Annotated in this window: 20 protein-coding genes; 9 read left to right on the top strand and 11 right to left on the bottom strand. The window is 47.1% G+C overall.

Annotated elements, in window-relative coordinates:
• Positions 1–17 precede the first annotated feature (17 nt).
• Positions 18–797 (bottom strand): hypothetical protein, encoded by a 780-nt coding sequence (locus AC3WS5_RS02685; RefSeq protein ID WP_492465654.1) that lies wholly within the window; start codon positions 795–797, stop codon positions 18–20.
• Between the two features lie 237 nt (positions 798–1,034).
• On the opposite strand from AC3WS5_RS02685, the gene AC3WS5_RS02690 reads away from it, so the two are divergent.
• Entirely contained in the window at positions 1,035–1,826 is a 792-nt protein-coding gene (locus tag AC3WS5_RS02690) for a UDP-2,3-diacylglucosamine diphosphatase (protein WP_492465655.1), read from the top strand.
• Between the two features lie 246 nt (positions 1,827–2,072).
• Positions 2,073–3,173 carry a mechanosensitive ion channel family protein gene (locus AC3WS5_RS02695; RefSeq protein WP_492465656.1) on the top strand — a complete coding sequence of 367 codons (1,101 nt, stop codon included), beginning with the start codon at positions 2,073–2,075 and terminating at the stop codon, positions 3,171–3,173.
• Positions 3,174–3,366: 193 nt separating this feature from the next.
• Here the strand turns inward: AC3WS5_RS02695 and AC3WS5_RS02700 are convergent, their stop codons facing one another.
• A complete protein-coding gene (locus AC3WS5_RS02700) occupies positions 3,367–3,876 on the bottom strand; it encodes a thioredoxin family protein (protein ID WP_492465657.1) in 510 nt (169 codons plus the stop codon).
• Positions 3,877–3,970: 94 nt separating this feature from the next.
• Positions 3,971–4,729: a MerR family transcriptional regulator gene (locus AC3WS5_RS02705; protein ID WP_492465658.1), complete on the bottom strand. Its 759-nt coding sequence runs from the start codon at positions 4,727–4,729 to the stop codon at positions 3,971–3,973.
• 402 nt (positions 4,730–5,131) lie between these two features.
• On the opposite strand from AC3WS5_RS02705, the gene alaS reads away from it, so the two are divergent.
• On the top strand, positions 5,132–7,792 hold the full coding sequence (alaS, locus tag AC3WS5_RS02710) for an alanine--tRNA ligase (protein ID WP_492465659.1): 2,661 nt from the start codon (positions 5,132–5,134) through the stop codon (positions 7,790–7,792).
• Positions 7,793–7,799: 7 nt separating this feature from the next.
• Here alaS and AC3WS5_RS02715 read toward each other — a convergent pair whose 3' ends face one another.
• From AC3WS5_RS02715 to rsfS, 3 genes are read right to left on the bottom strand one after another with little or no spacing between them, the layout of a single operon-like run.
• The gene (locus tag AC3WS5_RS02715; protein WP_492465660.1) at positions 7,800–8,447 is read right to left on the bottom strand and encodes a LutC/YkgG family protein; all 648 of its coding nucleotides are present in this window, start codon (positions 8,445–8,447) and stop codon (positions 7,800–7,802) included.
• 13 nt (positions 8,448–8,460) lie between these two features.
• Complete coding sequence (gene ftsH / locus AC3WS5_RS02720) at positions 8,461–10,527, bottom strand: ATP-dependent zinc metalloprotease FtsH (RefSeq protein WP_492465661.1); 2,067 nt, start codon at positions 10,525–10,527, stop codon at positions 8,461–8,463.
• A 47-nt stretch (positions 10,528–10,574) separates the two neighbouring features.
• A complete protein-coding gene (rsfS, locus tag AC3WS5_RS02725; RefSeq protein ID WP_492465662.1) occupies positions 10,575–10,979 on the bottom strand; it encodes a ribosome silencing factor in 405 nt (134 codons plus the stop codon).
• 91 nt (positions 10,980–11,070) lie between these two features.
• Between rsfS and AC3WS5_RS02730 the strand changes: the two genes are divergently transcribed.
• Positions 11,071–11,850, top strand: coding sequence for a biotin--[acetyl-CoA-carboxylase] ligase (locus tag AC3WS5_RS02730; protein WP_492465663.1), 780 nt, complete (start codon positions 11,071–11,073; stop codon positions 11,848–11,850).
• Positions 11,851–11,939: 89 nt separating this feature from the next.
• Positions 11,940–12,743: an HAD family hydrolase gene (locus AC3WS5_RS02735; protein WP_492465664.1), complete on the top strand. Its 804-nt coding sequence runs from the start codon at positions 11,940–11,942 to the stop codon at positions 12,741–12,743.
• A 62-nt stretch (positions 12,744–12,805) separates the two neighbouring features.
• On the opposite strand, the gene AC3WS5_RS02740 is transcribed toward AC3WS5_RS02735, so the two are convergent.
• From AC3WS5_RS02740 to AC3WS5_RS02760, 5 genes are all read right to left on the bottom strand, one after another.
• Positions 12,806–13,207 (bottom strand): hypothetical protein, encoded by a 402-nt coding sequence (locus AC3WS5_RS02740; protein ID WP_492465665.1) that lies wholly within the window; start codon positions 13,205–13,207, stop codon positions 12,806–12,808.
• 163 nt (positions 13,208–13,370) lie between these two features.
• Positions 13,371–13,856 (bottom strand): Spy/CpxP family protein refolding chaperone, encoded by a 486-nt coding sequence (locus AC3WS5_RS02745; protein ID WP_492465666.1) that lies wholly within the window; start codon positions 13,854–13,856, stop codon positions 13,371–13,373.
• A gap of 1 nt (position 13,857) precedes the next feature.
• Positions 13,858–14,175, bottom strand: coding sequence for a hypothetical protein (locus AC3WS5_RS02750; RefSeq protein ID WP_492465667.1), 318 nt, complete (start codon positions 14,173–14,175; stop codon positions 13,858–13,860).
• A 34-nt stretch (positions 14,176–14,209) separates the two neighbouring features.
• Positions 14,210–14,806 carry an RNA polymerase sigma factor gene (locus AC3WS5_RS02755; RefSeq protein WP_492465668.1) on the bottom strand — a complete coding sequence of 199 codons (597 nt, stop codon included), beginning with the start codon at positions 14,804–14,806 and terminating at the stop codon, positions 14,210–14,212.
• Between the two features lie 42 nt (positions 14,807–14,848).
• On the bottom strand, positions 14,849–17,749 hold the full coding sequence (locus AC3WS5_RS02760) for an outer membrane beta-barrel protein (protein ID WP_492465669.1): 2,901 nt from the start codon (positions 17,747–17,749) through the stop codon (positions 14,849–14,851).
• Positions 17,750–18,016: 267 nt separating this feature from the next.
• Between AC3WS5_RS02760 and AC3WS5_RS02765 the strand changes: the two genes are divergently transcribed.
• The 4 genes from AC3WS5_RS02765 (at position 18,017) to AC3WS5_RS02780 (ending at position 21,867) form a co-directional block, all read left to right on the top strand.
• On the top strand, positions 18,017–18,574 hold the full coding sequence (locus tag AC3WS5_RS02765) for a DUF5606 family protein (protein WP_492465670.1): 558 nt from the start codon (positions 18,017–18,019) through the stop codon (positions 18,572–18,574).
• Positions 18,575–20,302 (top strand): M3 family oligoendopeptidase, encoded by a 1,728-nt coding sequence (locus AC3WS5_RS02770; RefSeq protein ID WP_492465671.1) that lies wholly within the window; start codon positions 18,575–18,577, stop codon positions 20,300–20,302.
• Between the two features lie 78 nt (positions 20,303–20,380).
• Positions 20,381–21,598, top strand: coding sequence for a beta-ketoacyl-[acyl-carrier-protein] synthase family protein (locus AC3WS5_RS02775; RefSeq protein WP_492465672.1), 1,218 nt, complete (start codon positions 20,381–20,383; stop codon positions 21,596–21,598).
• A gap of 17 nt (positions 21,599–21,615) precedes the next feature.
• A complete protein-coding gene (locus AC3WS5_RS02780; RefSeq protein WP_492465673.1) occupies positions 21,616–21,867 on the top strand; it encodes a phosphopantetheine-binding protein in 252 nt (83 codons plus the stop codon).
• The last annotated feature ends 32 nt before the right edge of the window (positions 21,868–21,899 follow it).

The raw sequence follows: 21,899 nt of genomic DNA on the forward strand, positions 1-21,899 counted from the left end.
CTAACCCCTGAGTCAGGTTAGTAATACTCATACCGGTAAACGAAGCCAGACTGGCTGCTATACCAGGAAAGTTCTTTGGATTGAAGCGCAACCAGGTTTTTATTGATATCAAATTCCCGCCTGATCTCCCGGAGATGCTGCAATTCTGCACCACCATAGACATCTGATTTCACATTCAGCCCTCCCTGGTAGGAATGAAGGGTATAATAAACCATGGTGTTGCCAGCCGAATACATCGTTTCTTTAACCAGATGCCCGGCCTTGTCGTATTGTTTGAGCAAATAATTCCGGAGACTGTCGTGGTGATCATAAAAATCAACTCTCGACAGCTTGTTCTTATCATAAAAATAAAGCGCGTATTCAAAAGAGCCGATCAGTGGATATTCGGAAAATTCCTTTCTCCTTCGGCCATCATCACGGTAGTAATAGGAAGTATTTTTCAGGTTGACAAACTCTGCTTTGTCGGTAAGCGAATATAATTTGATCTTTTCCAAAAGACCATTGGCGTTGTATTCATACTTGTCATAGGAAAGAATTTCCGAAACAGCACCGTCTTTGTAAAAGGGATGCGTCACCCTTCCGACCCTGCCCGCGGAATCATATTCGTACTCGGCTACAATGCTCAGCGGCAAGCGAGACGTCTGTGATTCGTAGTTCAGGACCCTTTTCAGTCTGGCATTAGGCGCGTAAACTGCATTCAATAACTTGTCCCGGGTCGTGTTGTCGTCCTTCTGACAGCCCAATAACAAGAATACCACCAGCCCGGACAACAACCACAACCGGAAATTCTTGTTCATAGTGCTTAGGGTTTTCCTCTTTAAAGATACGGACAATAATCGGTAAATACCGGAATATTAAAAGAGCCTGAACCGATTTCCGGATTATTTTGAGGAATTCTGGTTGTTTCTCATTTTTAGGTCATCTCGGGGATCCACACCTGTATCAAGTCAAAGAGGCGATATCCGGAGACATGCCATAGAGCCTTTGTCTTTTGACGAATAGTTTTGACTAAATTTACCGGCGTATTGAGCAACATGGAAGACAGATTGGATCCTTTGAAAAAAATTTACTTTATTTCCGATTTTCATCTGGGAGCACCCGATGCTGTAAAAAGCCGGGAACGGGAGAAACTCATCGTGGAATTCCTGGATAAGATCAAACACAACGCATCGGAAATTTTCCTGGTTGGCGACCTATTCGACTTCTGGTTCGAATATAAATATGTGATCCCTAAAGGCTTCTCCAGGTTGCAGGGTAAATTGGCGGAGATCTCGGACCTTGGCGTTCAACTCCATTACTTTGTCGGAAACCACGATATGTGGCTTAAGAATTATTTCCAGGATGAGATGAATATGAAAGTCTATTTTGAACCCGAGGCTTTTCATCTGCTGGGCAAAGATTTTCTGGTTGGCCACGGCGATGGCCTGGGCCCGGGTGATCATGGCTACAAAAGACTGAAGAAAATCTTCCGGAATCCGGTCTGCCAATGGCTTTTTGGTATTCTGCCGCCAACCTGGGGAATGGGATTGGCAAATTTCATGAGCCGACGCAGCCGGGCGAAGACGGGCACGCTGGAAGAAACGTTCCTGGGCGCTGACGGGGAATGGCTGATACAATATTGTAGGGAAAAACTGGCAGAGAAACATTATGACTTTTTTGTTTTTGGTCACAGGCACCTGCCGATTGATTTCAGGTTGGAAGAAAACAGCCGGTATATCAACCTGGGCGACTGGATCCATTATTATACCTACGCTGAGTTCGATGGCTCGGATCTGCACCTGAAACCCTACCTTGAGACCGGGGCAAAAATTTTCAGGAACTATTGAAAGTTCGTCTGCCAGTATTATACTAGCTGACCCGTTTGTACGTGCTGAAAAGTCAGGGAGCAGATATGTATTGTATCTCAAACTAAAAACGGCAAATCTGTCCCGAAAACCGGAGTGGCCCGTTAAGTTGGCCTCCGTATGTTTGCCGCCGCACCCGTTCATATCGGCCCGATTTTTGTCAAAAACCGGCAGATTGGACTGGCACTCCTCAGATAATTTATATTTTTGAAGCAAATCGCAATCGACATGCAAGAATTTTTAAACAGAACCATTCTCGACAATAAAATTAGCGAATACCTGATTGTAGCTGTTGCCATCCTGATTATTTTTCTTTTCAAAAAATACGCGGCTAAATACACGGCCAGCGCGGTTTTTAACCTTTTTAAACTGAAACTCAAAACGGTCGACAAAGATTCGTTTGAAAGACTTGTCGCCCGGCCTCTTGGCCTGTTCTTGTTTGTGCTGGTTACTGTCATTGCATTCGACCAGCTCCGGTTTCCGCAAGTGCTGGATTTTAAAATTTATCATATCCCGCTGAAAGAATTGGTGCGCATGATCGCGACCGGGTTCATGATTATCACGTTTTTTCGTTTTCTGGTTAAGCTGCTTGATTTTATCGTACTCGTTTATACAGATCGCTTTGTCAGCAACGAGAATATGGCTAATCACCAGCTATTATTCTTTTTCAAGGATTTTATCAAAGTACTGCTGGGAATTTTAGGTCTGTTGTTATTGCTTAAATATGTTTTTGGTTATGATATCAAAGGGCTGATAACCGGTTTGAGTATAGTGGGTGCTGCTGTTGCCCTGGCGTTAAAAGAAAGCCTGGAGAACCTGATCGCTTCTTTTGTTATTTTCTTTGATAAGCCTTTTGCTACCGGCGATTTTGTCAAGGTTAATAACGTGAAGGGCACCATCGAAAAAATAGGACTGCGCAGCACGCGCATCCGTTCGGAAGATAAGACATACATCACTGTTCCCAACAAGCAAATGGTGGACAGTGTGCTGGATAATATGTCGAGCCGCACCCAGCGAAGGGCGGATATCAGGCTCGAAATTGATCCATCCACGCCGCCGGATGCGATCCGGCAATTGCTCGATGGTACCGACAAGATACTGAAGAAGCCCGCCATCGAAAATTATAACCTGTTGCTGAATGAGATTTCGTCAAGGTCAGTGTTGATCACCGCCGACTATTATTCCGGGCCGATAGACCTAACCGAGTTTAATAATATGAGACAAACCGTGAATATGGAAGTCCTGGATCTCCTGGATAAACTCAATATTGAAATCGCGGGAACCGTGAATACAGTGAGAATTTCACCTGAAAGTGATAATAAGGGGTAGACGACAGACAATACCTGCCCGAACGTACCGTTCGGTACGGGCGGGGACGTTAGATGCTAGACATTAAATATTAAACATATAAGTGGTGCTGTGTATTTATGCCGCCCCTATCCTTCGAAAACTAGCCTGCCGACTGGTAGGTTGGCGTGATGAAACCGGTAGGTGGACCAGACCCAAAGTCCGAATTTCACGGTTACTCCTTCATCAAAATCTGCGCAAGCGTCTCATCAAATTTACCAACAGGACCGTATTCTACAACCCGGCCCTGTTCCCGGCCTCTTTTATACACGATAATCGTGGGGACATTGTCGATGTCAAAAGCTGCCGCCAGATGCAGCGAATCCCGCTTCGTCCGGTCGAGTGCGATCAGGCTGACCCGGTTTTTGTCGAAGCCCGCGGCTTCCAGTATCTTATAAAATCTGGGAATGATATAATGTGAATCCGGGCACCAGGATCCCATGAAAACAATAAAATGAACAAAATCCTTTTGCGCAGCAAAGGCCTTAACGACATCCTTCCCTGGTTTGTATTCATTATGTGCTTCACGATACCATCTGAACGCAGCCGTGTCATTCCGGAGGATACTGTCGGTAACAAACCCTCTCACCATTCTCCTTCCGTTAACATCTTTCAGATTCTCAAAAGCTTGTGCGTACACCGAACCAGCTACAAACAGCAGGCCGGCTAAAATCAATATTTTCATACTGTTAAAAAATTTTCTCTAGCGCAAATTCGCTCCATCCTGCGGAACAATTCTGCATTGGTCTGACATCATGGAATAAAATTCCCGGGGTTGGTCACAAGTTAGCTTTCAACTCCAGAAAGAAGTTTTTAATTTTTTGCAGCGATTGAATGGTTGCAAACTTCTCCTCGGCTTTTTTCTGATTTCTCAGGTATTCCCTGGCTCCTTCAATTGTAAATTTCCGCCGTCTTAGCAGGTCGTAGATCAGGTACAGGTTCTTAACATCCAAAGGGCGGAAAAAACGATCGCCCTTTCCGTTCTTTCGGGGTTTCAGGATGTCAAACTCAGACTCCCAATAACGGATGAGCGAATGGTTTTCTTTAAGCATGGCGGTCACCTCGCCCATGCTGTAATATTGTTTACTAAAAAGGACTTCGTCATCCGGTGCCGTTACCTGATCGGAGGTGAGGTCGTACTCTTTCACTGAGCGACGCCCGCGGGTGCCAGGCATTTTTTTCAACCTGGTAGGCGGTATATCCGCTGATCTTGAACCGGTCTTTTCCTTTTTATGCTTTTCCGCACCAGTAACCCTCTCCTTACTTATTGAAGGTCCTTCCTGTTCTTCGGCTAAAGGTTGCTGCCGGATTTCGACTGCAACTGGTGACTGCCCGGACTTATTTTCGGGTGTAGCGGAAATAGCTCCGGCACTGACAGCCTGCTCCTGCGGAGGTTGCGAATCTCCGGCCTCATCCCTGAGTTCCACCTGCTCCGGGGGTCTCAGGGTATTACGCTTGGGCGTCGGCAGGGGTTCGGATTTCTCTATGTCATCCAGAAAAGAAAAGGTCCCCTGCACTTTTGAAGCTGATTTTGCCATCCTTCTTACAAATCTACAAATTAAATAATGAAATAACTATAAGCAAGAAATTGCTTACGAACCCCAAATGTTTATTTAACCTATTCCCCGCCCTACCTAATCGGTGCTTCGGTAAGTTCAGGCGGACAGGCATTTGACCTCTGAAAATATAAAAATTAACACATGAAAAAAAATTTCAAACGTCGATTTCCGATAATTTATGAAAACCTTAGATAATTGATACGCGATCTGTCTGCACTGATCTGTTGGCCCCGGCGGGTCATCAACCCAAAAACCTGAGCCAGGATACCCATTTTTAATATATAAAAATTTCCAGGCTGGAATAACGCCCTATATCCTGGCTACTCTCAAATTTCCCGATACCCTGCAAAACGCAAGCCAGAACCTTTATTTTTGCACTCCATGATGACCAGCACAGAAATACGCGACACTTTTTTGGAGTTTTTCAAAAGTAAAGAGCATCAGATCGTTCCATCAGCACCAATCGTGTTGAAAAATGATCCAACCCTGATGTTCACTAACGCGGGGATGAACCAGTTCAAGGATTACTTTCTGGGGAATAAACCCGCCCCGTTCCAAAGACTTGCCGATACGCAAAAATGCCTCCGGGTGAGCGGCAAACACAATGACCTGGAAGAGGTAGGCGTAGATACCTATCACCATACCATGTTCGAAATGCTGGGGAACTGGAGCATCGGCGATCCCGCACGACCTGCCGGTGGTTATTTCAAAAAAGAAGCGATCGCCTGGGCCTGGGAACTGCTTACCGATATCTATAAGATTGATAAGGATCGTCTTTACGTAAGTGTGTTTGAAGGCGATGAGCAGGATGGGCTTCCTTATGACCAGGAAGCGTCTGATGAGTGGAAGACGCATATTGCGCCAGACCGTATCCTGAAAGGAAATAAAAAAGATAATTTCTGGGAAATGGGCGATACCGGTCCCTGCGGACCCTGCTCAGAGATCCACGTGGATTGCAGATCGGATGCTGAACGGGCAGTGATAAATGGCCAGACACTTGTCAACGCAGACCATCCCCAGGTGATAGAGATCTGGAACATTGTGTTCATACAGTTCAATCGCAAAAAAGACGGCAGCCTGGAACCATTACCCGCTAAACACGTAGATACCGGAATGGGTTTTGAACGGCTGGTGCGGGTGCTGCAAGGGAAAACCAGTAACTACGACACCGATGTCTTTTCAGAAACCCTGACTAAAACCGGAGAGCTTGTAGGAAAAGATTATCACAAACTGCAATCTTCACCGATGACCTCACAAAGCCATGAGGCTATTGCATTCAGGGTTATTGCCGATCATATCCGGGCCATTTCATTCACCATCGCGGATGGTCAGCTTCCTGCCAGTACGGGAGCGGGTTACGTCATTCGCCGTATCCTGCGCCGTGCCGTCAGGTATTACTACTCTTACCTGGATCATAAGACACCACTGCTACACCTCCTCGTACCGGTGATCGCGGACCAGTTCGAAAACGTATTCCCCGAATTAAAAAAACAAGAGGCTTTTGTAGCCAGGGTCGTACGCGAGGAAGAAGAATCATTCTTAAGAACGCTCGAAAAAGGTCTCCACCGGATAGATGATATCGTCAGAAAACCGAGCGCTCAAACGGTCAGTGGAAAAGACGCCTTCGAACTTTATGATACCTACGGGTTCCCGCTGGATCTGACCCGACTAATCGCTGCTGAAAAAAGTCTCAGCGTTGATGAAGCCGGCTTTGAGTTTGAAATGCAGCAGCAGAAAGATCGCAGTCGCGCCGCAACCGTTGTGGATACGGCAGACTGGGTCATGGTGGGAGAAGACGCCCCAGTAAATTTTGTGGGCTATGATGATCTGAATGTCGTCACCCGTATCATCAAATACAGAACAGTAAAAGCAAAGGGAAAGGAACAATATCAGGTCGTTCTGGAGACTACGCCATTCTACGGAGAAAGCGGCGGTCAGGTTGGGGATAAAGGTATACTGAAAGGCACTGAAAGTGAGGCCTATGTCCTGGATACCAAAAAGGAGAATGACCTGATCGTACATATTGTGGACAAGCTGCCCCAGCCGGTTGAGGGGGAAATAAATGCAGTCGTCAATTTCGAAGGCCGTCTGCTTACGATGAGCAACCACACCGGCACGCACTTGCTGCACGCCGCCCTTCGTCAGGTACTGGGTACGCATGTTCAGCAAAAGGGATCCCTGGTTTCACCTGAATTGCTGCGCTTTGACGTATCACATTTTTCAAAGATCACCGATACCGAATTGCGCGAAGTGGAAAACCTGGTCAACCGGAAGATCCGGGAAAATGTACCGGTGACCGTCCGGGTAATGCCAAAAGATGAAGCGCTGAAGTTAGGCGCCATGGCCCTTTTTGGAGAAAAATATGGCGACATGGTGCGAGTTGTCACGGCCGATCCAAGCTTTTCTGTGGAATTATGCGGTGGCACCCATGTTCCTCAGACCGGCATGATCGGTACCTTCGTGATCACTTCGGAGTCGGCCATTGCCGCCGGAGTCAGAAGGATTGAGGCGCTAACCGGGCCAGCGGCTCTTCACTATATCGAGAACAAGATCCTGCAGCACAAGCAGGTCAGCGAACTTCTGAAGAGTAACGATCCCCTGAAAGCCATCGAAAAACTGATGGCGGAAAAAACCGCGCTCGAAAAACGCGTAGAATCTCTGGAGGCCAGAGAACTGGTGGGTATCCGAAACCAACTATTACAAAAAGATGAGATCATCAACCAAATCAATTTTATCGGCGATATCGTAGAGGTCAGCCATGCCGATGCATTAAAAAAACTCTGCAGCGATCTGAAAAATCATTTAAACGATTACCTGATCGTGCTTTGTGCCAATATCGGGGGAAAACCTTCGGTCGCGATCTGCATTGCCGAAAACGTTGTGGCAGCCAGGGGACTGGATGCGGGACAAATCATCAAACAACAGGTGGCTCCACTGATCAAAGGCGGCGGTGGCGGACAGAAATTCATGGCTACAGCCGGGGGACAAGAAGCCGGAAATCTCAGGGAAGTTATTGAGAAGGTTAAAAGCCTGATTCAGTAAGGACCTATTACGCAAATTGTTTTTTGTCTTCCATCAGGAAAACAAAAACTTCCCTTGGGCCATGTACGCCCACGACCAGGGTCTTCTCAATATCTGCTGTCCGGCTCGGGCCGGTAGCGAAGCTGATCAGGGAGGGTAGTTTGTCGCCAAACTCATCCCGCAAACCATCCAGGGCATCTTTCAGGTCATAGACGAGTTGGCTGGTTCGGGCTATGCAAATATGCACAGGCGCATACACACTGGCGGCGCGCCCTCCTTCCCCGGCGGCGCTCAGAACCACGGAGCCGGTACGTGCAACCAGGTATTCGCAACCGGTAATGGAAGCCTCGCAACCCGGCAGGTCTGCACGATCCGCGGAGGTTTTGAAATCGGCACCCAGTAAATCACTCAATTCCTTTTCGGGGCAGTAGATCCTGGTCCATTTTTTCTGAACGACCAGCTCCTGAAGTTGAGCCAGGAGGTCCTTTTCATCAATACTATAGGCAAACTTCCCTCCAAGCTCAGTAAATCGTTCTGCAAATTCAATTTCAGCTTCCTGATCCGGTTCAAAGAAAACCTGAGACTGCCCTTCGCTTTTTGGAAAGGGAATCGGGACCGGCTGGACGAGGGCTTCCCGGATCTTTCGTAAAATATTTTCTCTGCTGCGAGAAACCATAGATAATTACTACTTAGAGTGAATGGTTGGTAACATCACTGTCGTAAGGTGGCACACCCGGCGATAGTTCTCCGGTGGGTTTGTGATCATTCTTATCGTCAAGCAGTTTCTTCTCCTCAAACGGGCGTTTGCCAATCAGGGTTTCCACATCTGCCTGAAACAGTACTTCACGCTCCAGCAGCGCTTCGGCCAGTTTTTCCACGCTATCCTTTTTTTCGACCAGCAAGTCCTTGGTGCGCACATAACATTCATCGATCAGGTTCCTCACCTCTTCATCGATGATCTTTGAGGTTTCCTCACTATAAGGTTTTGTAAATGTGGTCTCCTGATGCGGATCATAGAAACTAACATTACCCACCTTTTCATTCATCCCGTAAATGGTAACCATGGAATAAGCCATACGTGTCACCTGCTGGAGATCATTTTGCGCACCGGTTGAAATTTTTCCGAAGAAAATCTCCTCGCTTGCCCTGCCACCCAGCGTCATACAAATCTGATCCGTAAGCTGATCGGTATTGTATAGGTATTGCTCCTTAGGTGTGTATTGCGCGTAACCCAATGCTGCAGTGCCTCTCGGTACAATGGTCACTTTCAACAGAGGGTAAGCGTGTTCCAGAAACCAGCCGCAAATTGCGTGGCCGGCTTCGTGGTAAGCGATGATTCTCTTTTCATCCGGAGAGATGATCTTATTCTTTTTTTCCAAACCTCCGATCACACGATCCACTGCATCCTGAAAATCGCTCATTTCCACGGCGGTTTTTCCCTTTCTTGCGGCGATCAGGGCGGCTTCATTACATACGTTGGCGATATCAGCGCCTGCAAATCCCGGCGTTTGCTCCGCCAGTTTATGGATATCCAGCGTTTCGGCTGTTTTAATATCTTTCAGGTGTACTTTAAATATGGCCTCCCTGCCTGCCAGGTCGGGCCGGTCTATCGCGATCTGACGGTCAAATCGGCCGGGGCGCAACAGCGCAGAGTCCAGCACATCGGGCCTGTTGGTTGCTGCGAGGATAATAATTCCGGAGTCGGTGCCAAAACCATCCATTTCCACCAAAAGCTGATTCAGCGTACTTTCCCGCTCATCATTACTCATCATGGCATTTTTTCCACGCGAGCGGCCGATGGCGTCAATCTCATCGATAAATATAATACAGGGTGCTTTTTCACGGGCCTGTTTAAACAGGTCGCGAACACGGCTGGCGCCAACGCCCACAAACATTTCCACAAAATCAGATCCGCTCAGGCTGAAGAAAGGTACCTGAGCCTCACCAGCCATAGCTTTGGCGAGCAGGGTTTTTCCCGTACCGGGCGGACCCACCAGCAGGGCGCCTTTGGGGATCTTACCACCCAGGCTCGTGTATTTCTTTGGATTACGCAGGAAGTCGACAATTTCCATTACTTCAACCTTGGCCTCGTCAAGGCCCGCTACATCCGCGAAGGTGATATTTACGCGGGTTCCCTTGTCAAACAGGGTGGCTTTTGATTTTCCGATACTAAAAATCCCACCTGCACCACCACCGCCACCTGCGGCTCCGCTCATCTTCCGCATCATCAGGATCCAGATGACAATCAGGATCACGAATGGCAGGATCATGCTGATGGCTTTACCAAAAAAGTCGCTCTCGCGCTCCACATCACTCCTCACCTGGGGAACGCCGGGATTAGCTTTGTAGAAATCAGCCATTTGGGTCTGAAAATTATCACCACTGGTGATATTAAAGTACAGGTCAGGCTCGTCTTTAGACAATGAGGTTCTGGGCGGTTGATTCTTCTGTAGTTCCGGATAGCGGGAAAGGCTGTCTTTCTTAAGCCATACCCGCACGATATCCCGGTTGTCCACAATAACATATTTCTCCACATGCCCTCTCTGGACCATGGCTTTGAAATCCTGCATACTGGTGGAGGATGTGGAGGAAGACAACGGATTCAGAAACTGAAAGGCCAGCATGATCGCCAGGATAATGATAAAGGCCCAATAACTCCCGAACTTCGGCCCTTTTCGTGGCTCCTGGCTACCGTTCCGGTTGCTGTTATAGGGGTCTTTCGGCTTTTCCGGTTTATTATAGTTGTTCTGCGACATGATTTTTAATTAATATATAAGGTAAAAACTGCCCGGAAGTTCATTTTTTAATCCTGATTTGTTTCTGCCTGGGCATCATTCCACATTTCCTCAAGGTTGTAAAACTTCCGGGTACCCGGGAGCATTACGTGTACAACGATGTTTACATAATCCAGCAATACCCATTGCAAGTGTTCAAACCCCTCTTTGTGAAATACAGACTCTCCCGTTTCCTCCCTGACCCGCTCGGTCACGTTCTCCGCGATGGCCCTTACCTGAGGCTGGCTTCCCGCTTCACAGATCACGAAGAAATCTGAAACAGCCTCGGTTATATTTCTAAGGTCGAGGGTTATAATGTTTTCACCCTTTTTTTCCTTTATTGCCGCTAAGATAGTTTTGTAAAGTTTCGAATTTTTAGTGAGCCTTCTGGCACCTGAGAGTTTCCTTAATTTTAGCGATGCTAATGGTTCCAATAGAATTATTTTGTTTTAAAAGAGATGAATTTACCGGGCCCTGATACTACAGACCGGAAACTTAATTTACTTTGCTCAAAAATAATCATTATTGGTACAAAAAGACACACATTATTCACAATTCCCATCGTTCATTGAACTTGATACCGTGGATAGTACCAATAACTATGCCCGCGGCCTGATTTCTGATGCCAGCCTGACGGAGAGGCAGACGCGGCAATTGCATGCCACCGTGGTATTTACGCATATACAAACGGGTGGGAAAGGGCAGAGAGGCAGACATTGGGAAGCGCAACCACATAAGAACCTGCACTTCAGCCAGATCCTGAATCCCGGGCAGCTTGATCTCCGGCGTCAATTTCTTTTCAGCGCAGCCATCGCACTGACCGTTCGCGATTTTTTGACCCGCGAATCGGGTAAAGAAGTTCTGATAAAGTGGCCCAATGATATCTATTTTCAGGACAAAAAGGCAGGTGGGATACTGATTGAAAACATAATTACCGGCAATACCTGGCGATGGGCGATTGTGGGTATCGGACTAAACATCAACCAAACTGAATTTCCACCCGGGTTGATCAATCCTGTTTCACTGAAACAAATCACCGGTAGATCCTTTTCCTGTAAGGAACTGGCCTATGAACTCGGCTTGCGAATTCGCGAAAACCTGGAATTGGAAACCCACAACGATTTTGCAGGAGTTTTGGAACACTATAACAAGTTTTTGTATAAAGCAGGTGAGAGCCGGGAATTCCGCGCTGGGAGCAGGCTGTTTAAAGCCCGGATCATCGGTGTCTCTCCCGACGGAACCCTAAATCTGGAGCACGGGAAAAAGGAATCCTTCAGATTCGGAGAGTTGGAATGGATATTTTAGAAAGCTGATAAAAAACCTCATAATTAGCCCCCCAACCCGACCCTTTCGGCCCATTCTTCCATTCTGCCTACCTTTGCACACCAAACCTTATGACACAAGACAAGATAAAAATGATCGTGACCGACCTGGACGGCTCACTGCTAAATGATCAGAAAGAACTACCGGCAGATTTTTGGAATGTGGAAAAAACACTCCGCAATATGGGGATCGACCTGGTCATCGCCAGCGGCAGACCCCTGCATAATATCGCGAAGGAATTTGAGAAAATTCAGGATCATACCTATTTTATCAGCGACAACGGGAGTTATATCGTGTACAGGGGAGAGGAATTGCTGACCATTTCACTTGGGCAATCCATCCTGAAAGAGTTTATTGAGGTGACCCGGCAAATACCACACGCCCATCCGGTACTTTGCGGCAAACATATGGCCTTTGTGGAAGACCATGGCGAGGCTTTTCTGAAAGTTGCACTCCAGTATTACCGTGAATATGAAATTGTGGATGATCTGAATCAGGTCACCGAGCCCATTTTGAAGATATCTGTGTGTGATCTCGACAACGCGCAGACCAACAGTTACCCGTTTTTCAAGGCCTATGAGGATAAGTACAGAGTAGCAGTTTCGGGGCCAAACTGGTTGGACCTGACAGAGTTTGAAGCCGATAAAGGAAACGCAGTGAAGGTCTTGCAGGATAGACTGCAAATAAACTACAACGAAACAATGGTTTTTGGCGATTACTTAAATGACCTCGGTATGATGAAGAGCGGCAAGTTCAGCTACGCTATGCAAAACGCACGAGCCGAAGTGATCGCAGCGGCGAATTTTATCACAGATCTCGATAATAATGCGGGTGGCGTAACGGATATGATTAAAAAGATCCTGGGTATCGGGTAATTGGCAATTGCGTACGATCCGGGCGAATTCCCCTGCCCGAGTTAATGGCATTTAGCTAAAACCTACCTCTTTTTGACGTTTCGCAATGCCGGCTCAATCTCTACCTGCCATTTCTTAAAATCTTCAGGGCCTAACAGTTTCTTCAGGCGGGTATCCCTTTCCGAAATAATATTCTCATTGGACTTTCTGACACTCTGGAAATCCTGAGCCATCAGGCCCTGAACCAGCCCGGAAGACGGTGGAGCCTGAATATTGTCGCGCAGCTTATCCTGACTGGAATAAAACTGGGTAAATATTTCATCGACCCGGTTCATTTTAGTTGCATCGAAATTAAATTGTGCATCAAAAAGCTGGTGTACGGCAGCAACACGGTCTTCAAGATTCTTTTTTACCTGTGCTTCTGAAAAAAGCGGGAAGATGCAGGAACCCAGCAAAATTGATATGATAATAGTTCTGATTCTCATTATATAAAATTTTGACCGGTATTACCAAAACATAACTCCAGGCCCGATCGCTTGTATCCTATAAAAATAGGAATATCTCGCCTGAGCCTGGACTTTTCCAAAAAAATACTCAATTACCGGGTAATATTAAGAGGGAATATTCCAGTAAAAGTTGCAAGGGTGGTTATTTTTTTTCTCCCGGCGGCCGGCTGCCACGTCCCGGTCGGTTAATAATTCGTCTCATCATCGAATCATACCTGGGTTTTTGCTCGGGAGTGCAAAGGGCCCGCGTAGCCTTGAAATGCCTGTAAGAATAGATCTCAAGCTGTTTTTGCAATCTCCCTATGGAGTCGGCCATATTTTCAACGGTAGAATCAGCAACGGCACTTTGTTTTAGTAGGTCCAGGATTTCGTTTTTTATATGACGGATCTCGTCCATCTTTAACCGGGCCTCTGCCCAGTTGGTCGTCTGCAACTTTTTAAATTCCGCAACCTGGGTCTCGTTAAATCCAACTTCTTTTCGAAGATTCATGACAAACCTGTCACGGCTCTTATGGACTTGCGGTTTTCGCTGACTAAACAGAAAGTAACCAACCACAAGCAGGTTAAGTAAAAGCAGAATTAAAATAATCAGGACAAATGTCCTTTTCTGTGATCTTGTATTCATCATGTTATGGCTCGCTATAAAGAGCGTAATTATTCACCGCAAGAACAAAGTTGTTTTCCTGAAATGTTTCCGAAGTACCGCCGGATACTACAATGGCATCCTGTACTTTCTTTACCCTGTGGATGGCTACATAATTGACCACCAGGACGACCAACAGGCAGGAAACGGCTATCACCGGCCTCGTAATAAACCGCCCGCTACGCGCCCAAAAGGACTCTTCATCCTTTTTAAGACGGGCCATGATCCTGGTATGCATATAAGGTTTTGCCTCGGCTCTCTTAATTCCATCCAGGCTATGCAGTATTTTATCGATATCGTTCATAGTCCAAAATCTGGATTATTATTAATAAGACGTTTTATTTATCTTTTCCTTGTGCTGCTGCCCCCTGCTCGGCCTCTGCCGCCAGAATTTTCTTCAGGTTGTTTTTGGCGCGATGAAGCAAAGATTCTACAGAAGAAACCGACGTTTCCATGACCTCACTCACCTCCTGATAACTCAGTCCCTCAACCTTATTCAGAATAAACGCCAGTCGCTGATTCTCAGGCAGTTTATCAATTGCGCCAAACAACATCGAGGCTGCTTCCTTGTTGTCAAGTGCAACGCCCGGGTGATGAAAATCCGGGGGTTCCACTACATATTCGCTGTCAGCCCCAAAAATGCTCCTGACGAAACCAAATCTCTTTTTTCGCTTTTTTTTCCGTTCATGATCCAGTGATTTAGTGGTAGCAATCCGATAGATCCAGGTAGATAATTTGGAATCTCCCTTGAAAGAACTGATGGATTGATAGACCTGTACAAACACATCCTGTGAAAGATCCTCTGCGTCGTTTTCGTTCTTTACAATAGCCAGACAAGTATTATAAACCATATTCTGATAGGCATCTACTAATTCTTTAAATGCCCAAGCTTCTTTCTGCTTTAACTTTTCAACTAAAGTTTGTTCTTCAGTCACTATTTTGGTTTATAATAAACTTTTTGTTGGTTCCCCCAAGGGTCAAAACGCCGGCGGTCCTCCTCCCGGCCCTCCCGGCCCTCCCGGTCGATCACCGAAATGACCTCCACCATGCCACTCCCCCCGTCTGTTGTCGTCTAATCTGGATGGCGCTCTTCCCTTTCCAAAATTTTTGAGACTATACGTAAAGGTAAGCATGAAAAATTGTTGTAACACCTTATTTTGTGAGTCCTGGATATAATTATCCGCAATGGTCCGGGTGATACTCTGGTTCTGCTTGAGCAGGTCAAAAATCGATAGCTTCAATTCACCCGCCCGGTTCTTCAGAAATTTCTTGCCTGCCCCCGCGTTCCATAACCAGTAACGCTGATTATAACCCGCCGATAATCCGCTGTAATTCTGGTAGTTTACGTCGTTCTGGAGAAACCAGCCGGATTTGGACAGAAGGTTCAACTGCATGCTAAGCGATTGATTAATATATCGGTTGTTATTGCTGCTGTTTGCCGAGTTGATGGCCTGATTGAAATTGGCGTTGTAGGAGAGGTTGTAATCCACATACTCGCTGATATTGCTGGACAGGCCCAGCCCACCACTGTAGGAATAGTTGTCGGTAGTGGTTTTTTTGTAATTGATAAGACCCGGTAACCTGGAATAACTGCCTCCCGTGTTCAGGTTCAGGTTGGATTTGATGAGTTTCAGCGGAATGCTGTAGGTGATAAAGCTGCTGAAATTCCTGTATCCATTGAGGTTTACCGGTTTTGACAATTGGGAGTTCCGGTAGATCCTGACGCCTTGTTCAATGGTTGAGTCAGCCCGCAGCAGGTAGGTTGCGTTCGAAATATAATTGTCCGTCGTGCGGGCAAAAACATTCAGGAAGAAATTCCGGTTGGTTTTTGTATTGATAAAGAAATATCTCGCCGAAAGAAAATGCGAATAGGACTGCTTCAGATTGGGATTACCTACGCTTGGTCTCAGCAAATTGGTAGTAATAGGAACATCCTGTAATTGATTAATGGATGGAAAATCAGTACTGGCCCGGTAAAATAGCCTGATGTTGCTGAACTGCCCGATTTTCTTCATCCAACGGAGATTGGGCAGTACCGCGTTGAATGACTGATCAACAGATGCAGGGTTCGGTAACTGACGATCGCTCGTCAGCTGGGTATTCTGTACATCCATCCCGAATGCGAGTTGATTATCCCGGCTTTGGCCCAACCTGTAATTAATACCCCCGCTTTGGGTAATGATCTTGTTGTCAAACAGGTTAGAGAGCCTGGGATTGAAAAGGGTATAGTCCTGGCCATCGAATGTCCAGGCTTTCTGATCGGCACGGTTGTTTTGAACGGAAGGCGAATAATTGAACTCCAGCATGCCTTTGGAACCCAGCGGCTCGGTGTAGCCAATCCTGCCGCTGTACCTGCTGCCGTTAGTATTGTTTAGCGTCTTTTGATTCTGAAGGGAGTCCTTTACAAAGTTCGGGTAGAAGGTACGCGTGAATTCATCGGAGATGTTGTATCCGTCGTTTTTGTTATGGTTAGTATTTAAAGATATGTAAAAAGTCCGGCCCCTTTTGACAAATGAATGCCGGTACATCAGCATATTGCTGATATTGAACCCGTTTCTTTCTGAATGGGTGGAGCCATACGAGGTGCTGGTGGAATCATCAGGCTGCATATAAGCAAAAGAGGAATAATTTGAATTTGATTTATTACGCTGTAGGTTGACGCTCGGGATAAAAATAATCGTGTTGCTGGAGTCTATCCGGTATTCCATTCTGAGGTTCATCCGATGGTTGAAATTATCGGAACCGGAAGTCGACTGGTCGTTATTGACCAGCACGGAGTCTGGTGTGAAGGTCGTGATCCTGTTAGTCTGGGATTGGTTGTTGTTGCGACTGTTATTGCAAAAGTAGCTTCCGGTAACAGTTAGTTTCTTACCCCATTTATCGCCATAGTTAACGCCAAAAGCGTTGGTACGACTGATGCCGGGCACCTGCCCCACCATAAAATCACCGCCGCCGAAACCACCGGGTCTGCCTCCTCCAAATCCTCCCGGTCTGCCCCCGCCTCTTCCGCTGCTGGTTACGCCAAGCAGATCCTGGGAGGCGAAATTCTGCATGTTGATATTATTAAAATTCCCAATAAATGAAACCCTTCGGTCACCGTTAAAGAAACTCACGTTCCCACCGGCAGCGTAACGGTCATCGGTTCCGTAACCCGCGTAAATCCGGCCAAACTGACCGTTTTTGACACCCGATTTGGTGACGATATTGATCGCTTTCTGTGTATTTCCATCATCAAATCCTGTAAGTTGAGCCTGTTCGCTGAGCCGGTCATAGACTTGTATTTTATCTACGACCTCAGATGGCAGGTTTCTAAGGGCTGCAGTTGCGTCATCGCCAAAAAAATCTTTGCCATCAACGGTGACCTTTTTTACCTGCTCGCCCTGGGCTGTGACGGTTCCGCTTCGATCGACTGTGATACCGGGCATTTTCTTGATGAGGTCTTCGACGGTTGCATCCGGATTTACTTTAAACTGACTGGCACTGAACTGCGTTGTATCGGCTTTTTGAATCGCGTTAGGCGGATTGGCCACCACCACTACACCTTCAAGGGTCACCGTTTTTTTTGGGAGATAAAGAACGCCAAGGTCCAGTATGGGAACGGAGTCGCTGATATGTACAGGTTGTACAAGGTTTTCGAAACCAACGGAAGTTGCCTTCAGGAGATATTCACCATTTTTGAGATTCGTAAAACTGAATGCGCCATTGCGCGCGGAGGTCGCGGAAATGCGATGGCTACTGTCTGGGACTGATAGTAGGATCAGGGTAGCGGAAGGAACGTTGGTCCCTTCTACCGGGTCTTTCAGCATTCCTTTGATGGTCTGGGCCCGGGCAAACAGGGCGAACAGAAATAATCCAAGAAATAATCCTGCTTCTTTCATTCCAATTAAAATGTTAGGTTTATGATGCACGATAAGTAGCAGGATTTCGGGAATTTCCGGTCTGCTCAACTTCAGTGGTATGTCGATTCGTTATGTCAGATAAGTTGGACGCTTTATGAGGTTTAAACTTTCGCTTTTAACAATTAATTAGAGGTTTCGAACCTTGTTAAACATGTGGCTGACGTTAAAAATTTAAATGATGGAAAATCCGCCTTTCAGTCGGAGAGATTTGAAATTTCATTTATCTTGCGCCTTTAAGCAATTGATATGGATTATAGTAAATTAGTGGCCGTCAGCGGCTTGCCGGGTTTGTACGAATTAGTCAGCAGTAAAACTGACGGAGCGATCTTACGTTCACTGGAGGATAAGTCAACGCAGTTTGCAGCTTCGCGGAAACACCAGTTTTCGCAACTGGAGAGTATTGAAGTTTATACCACCGGTGAAAATATTAACCTGGCGGAGATATTTCGGGTCATGGGAGATTCGTCTGAGGCATTGCCCGATGCGAAAGATGAAAAGGCCGTGAAAGCCTATTTTCAAAAAGTATATCCCGATCTGGATCTCGAACGCGTTTATCCAAGCGACATGAAGAAAATGGTGAAATGGTTCGACGTGCTGCGGAAAAACGACATCGAAATAAAAGTATCTCAAGTCGAAGAGGATGAGCTGGAGGCACCGGAAGCACCTGAAGTAACTGAGGCGGTCGTTGAAGAAGAGACGCCCCCTGTGAAGGCGAAAGCTCCCAAAAAATCAGCAGACAAAACGGATTCAGGATCACAAGCTCCTGCCAAGAAGAGAGCGGCGAAAAAAGAGAATAAAGATTAAGTGACATCAGTGGATCACAACGCAGACATCAAACCCCTGCCCCGACATTTCCTGCCGGCAGATTTTAAAGTGTCCGACTGGCAAAGTCTGGAACCTTACTTCGAAGAATTACAGAACCGGCCATTGAATAGCCCCGAAGATCTGCAGCATTGGCTTAAAGACCTCAGCGAAATTGAAGCTGTTCTCAGCGAAGACGCCTGCTGGCGTCAGATCAACATGACCCGCAACACGGAAGATCCGCAACTGGCGCAGGCCTTCAATTTCTTTATGACGGAGATCCAGCCGAAAATGGAACCCTATGCCGATTCGCTGAACCGTAAACTGATCGATTGTCCGTTTACAAAAGAACTGACTGCACCCGAATACGGAACCTACCTCCGGAATATTAAGAAAAATATTGATCTATTCCGGGAAAGTAATATCCAATTGCAGTCTGAGGTGGCAGTAGAATCTCAGGAATTTGGCGTGATCGCGGGTAAGATGACTGTAACCGTGAACGACCATGAATACACCCTGCAGCAGGCAGCACGCTTTCTGGAGGATCCGGATCGGACACTAAGGGAAGAAGTATATCGCAAGATCGCCGAACGAAGGCTTGTCGACAACGAGGAACTGAATAGCGTATTTGACAAGCTACTTCAAAAACGTCACCAAATAGCGATAAATGCTGGTTTTGAGAACTACCGCGATTATCGTTTTAAGGAACTTGGGCGGTTCGATTACGACAAAGCCGATTGTTTTCAGTTTCATGAGGCCGTAAAGCAGCATGTCATGCCCATCGTGAACACCCTTTATCAAAAGAAAAAAGAAAAACTGGGCCTTGATACACTCCGACCGTGGGATCTGGACGCTGAGCCGGCAGGTTTATCTCCCCTGCGACCTTTCAAAGATGGCCTGGAACTTCTGGAGAAAACCATTGCATGTTTCAATCAACTGGATCCATTTTTTGCAGCCTGTCTTCAGAAAATGAATGACCTCGGCCGACTGGATCTGGAGAGCCGCAAAGGGAAGGCCCCCGGCGGTTATAACTGCCCGCTGGCCGAAACCGGCGCCCCATTTATCTTTATGAATGCCGCCGGAACACTCAACGATGTCATCACCATGGTACACGAGGGCGGACACGCGGTACATTCTTTCCTGACCCATTCACTGCCGTTGAACGGGTTTAAAGAATATCCCACCGAAATAGCTGAAGTGGCCAGCATGAGCATGGAGCTTTTCAGCATGGACGGATGGCGAGTGTTCTTTGCTGATGAACAGGAATGGACCAGGGCAAAAGAACAACAACTGGAAAGAGTGATCACCATCTTCCCCTGGATCGCTACGATCGATAAGTTTCAGCACTGGCTCTATGAAAATTCCACGCATAGCCACGAAGAACGAAAGACCGCCTGGCGCCGGATCCTGGATGAGTTCACCCCGGAAGTGTTGGACACTACAGGATTGGACGCTTACCGCGACTATAGCTGGCAAAAGCAATTGCATCTTTTTGAAGTACCTTTTTACTATATCGAATACGGCATCGCGCAACTGGGCGCGATAGGTATGTGGCAACAGTACCAGTCGGACCCCAACTCCGCGCTACAGCATTATGTGGCTGCACTCAGCCTGGGCGGTACACGCACCCTGCCCGTTTTATTCGAAACAGCGGGTCTGAAATTTGATCTGTCTCCCGGACATATCCGCAACCTCATGGAGTTTGTGAAGGGCGAAATAGCTATCAGCTAAAATCATCAATTTCTTTCCCTTATCAATACCCTATATACGTGATGGGTATTAAAAGTCAGATACCGTTACATTTGCGGCATGAACCGTGTTGTGATAACCGGGCTGGGCGTTTATTCCTGTATTGGTAAAAACCTTGATGAGGTGAGAGATTCGCTGCATCGGGGCCGATCCGGAATTGTTTATGATCCGGTCCGCAAGTCCTTTGGCTATCGCTCGGCGCTGACCGGGTGGGTAGACAGACCTTCGCTGAAAGGGCTACTGGACCGGCGTTCGCGAATCATGCTGGCAGAAGAAGGCGAGTATGCCTACGTTGCAACCATGGAGGCGCTGCGCGAGGCACGGCTGGATGAAGCAGATCTCGCAAGGCTGGAGCCGGGTATATTATATGGTAACGATAGTTCCGCCAGGGCAGTGATTGAATCCACTGATATCATCCGGGAAAAAAAAGACACGATGCTGGTGGGATCGGCTGCAGTCTTCCAGACCCTTAACTCGACCGTAACCATGAACCTGGCTACCATTTTCAAGCTGAAGGGCATCAATCTCACTGTGAGTGCCGCTTGTGCCAGCGGCTCACACGCCATCGGGCTGTCGTATATCCTGATCAAATCGGGATTACAGCAATGCATCATTGCCGGGGGAGCCCAGGAGATCAACCACCTTTCCATGGGTACGTTCGATGCACTCGGCGCGTTTTCCGTTAGGGAGGATACACCGCATAAAGCCTCCCGGCCGTTTGACCGGGACCGGGACGGACTTATTCCCAGCGGTGGCGCCGCCACGGTGATCCTCGAAAGCCTTGAATCAGCCCAAAAAAGAGGCGCCCCGATCATCGGCGAGCTCGTGGGTTACGGTTTTTCATCGAACGGTGAACATATTTCAAATCCAACGGTGGACGGTCCGGCCAAATCATTGGGCATGGCGCTGAAAGATGCAGGGATAAAGGCCAGCGACATTGACTATATCAATGCCCACGCCACCAGCACGCCCGCGGGTGATGCAAGTGAAGCACGAGCTATTGCCCAGGTTTTTGAAGGGTGCAATACCCCCGTAAGTTCAACGAAATCAATGACCGGGCATGAATGCTGGATGGCCGGAGCCAGCGAGATCGTCTATTCCAGCCTGATGATGCAACACGATTTTATCGCTCCAAATATAAATTTTGAAAACCCCGATGAGGATTCCGCAAAACTGAATATTATTCAGCAGCGTACATCCGCCGACATCCGTTTATTTTTATCGAATTCTTTTGGATTTGGCGGAACTAACTCAACGCTCATCGTCAAAAAATGGTAATTTGCATTATGATCAACATGAACGAAATTATAACGACTACAAATACGTTTCTGGTAGAGGAATTTGAGGCAGATGCGGAGCTGATGAAGCCGGAAGCCAGCCTGAGGGATGTGCTTGATCTGGATAGCCTGGATTATATTGACCTCGCTGTAGCGATTGAAAATAACTTTCATTTTAAAGTGCAACCCGGCGACTTTGTGCCACTCGTGACTTTCGGGGATTTTTATCATTATATCGCCGATCGCGTGGTCAGAAAAGAAACCGCCTGAGATAATTCCTGAGCATTTTTTGTTGCTCAGAT

The sequence above is a fragment of the Niabella sp. CPT15-335-S11 genome, from assembly GCF_058792415.1.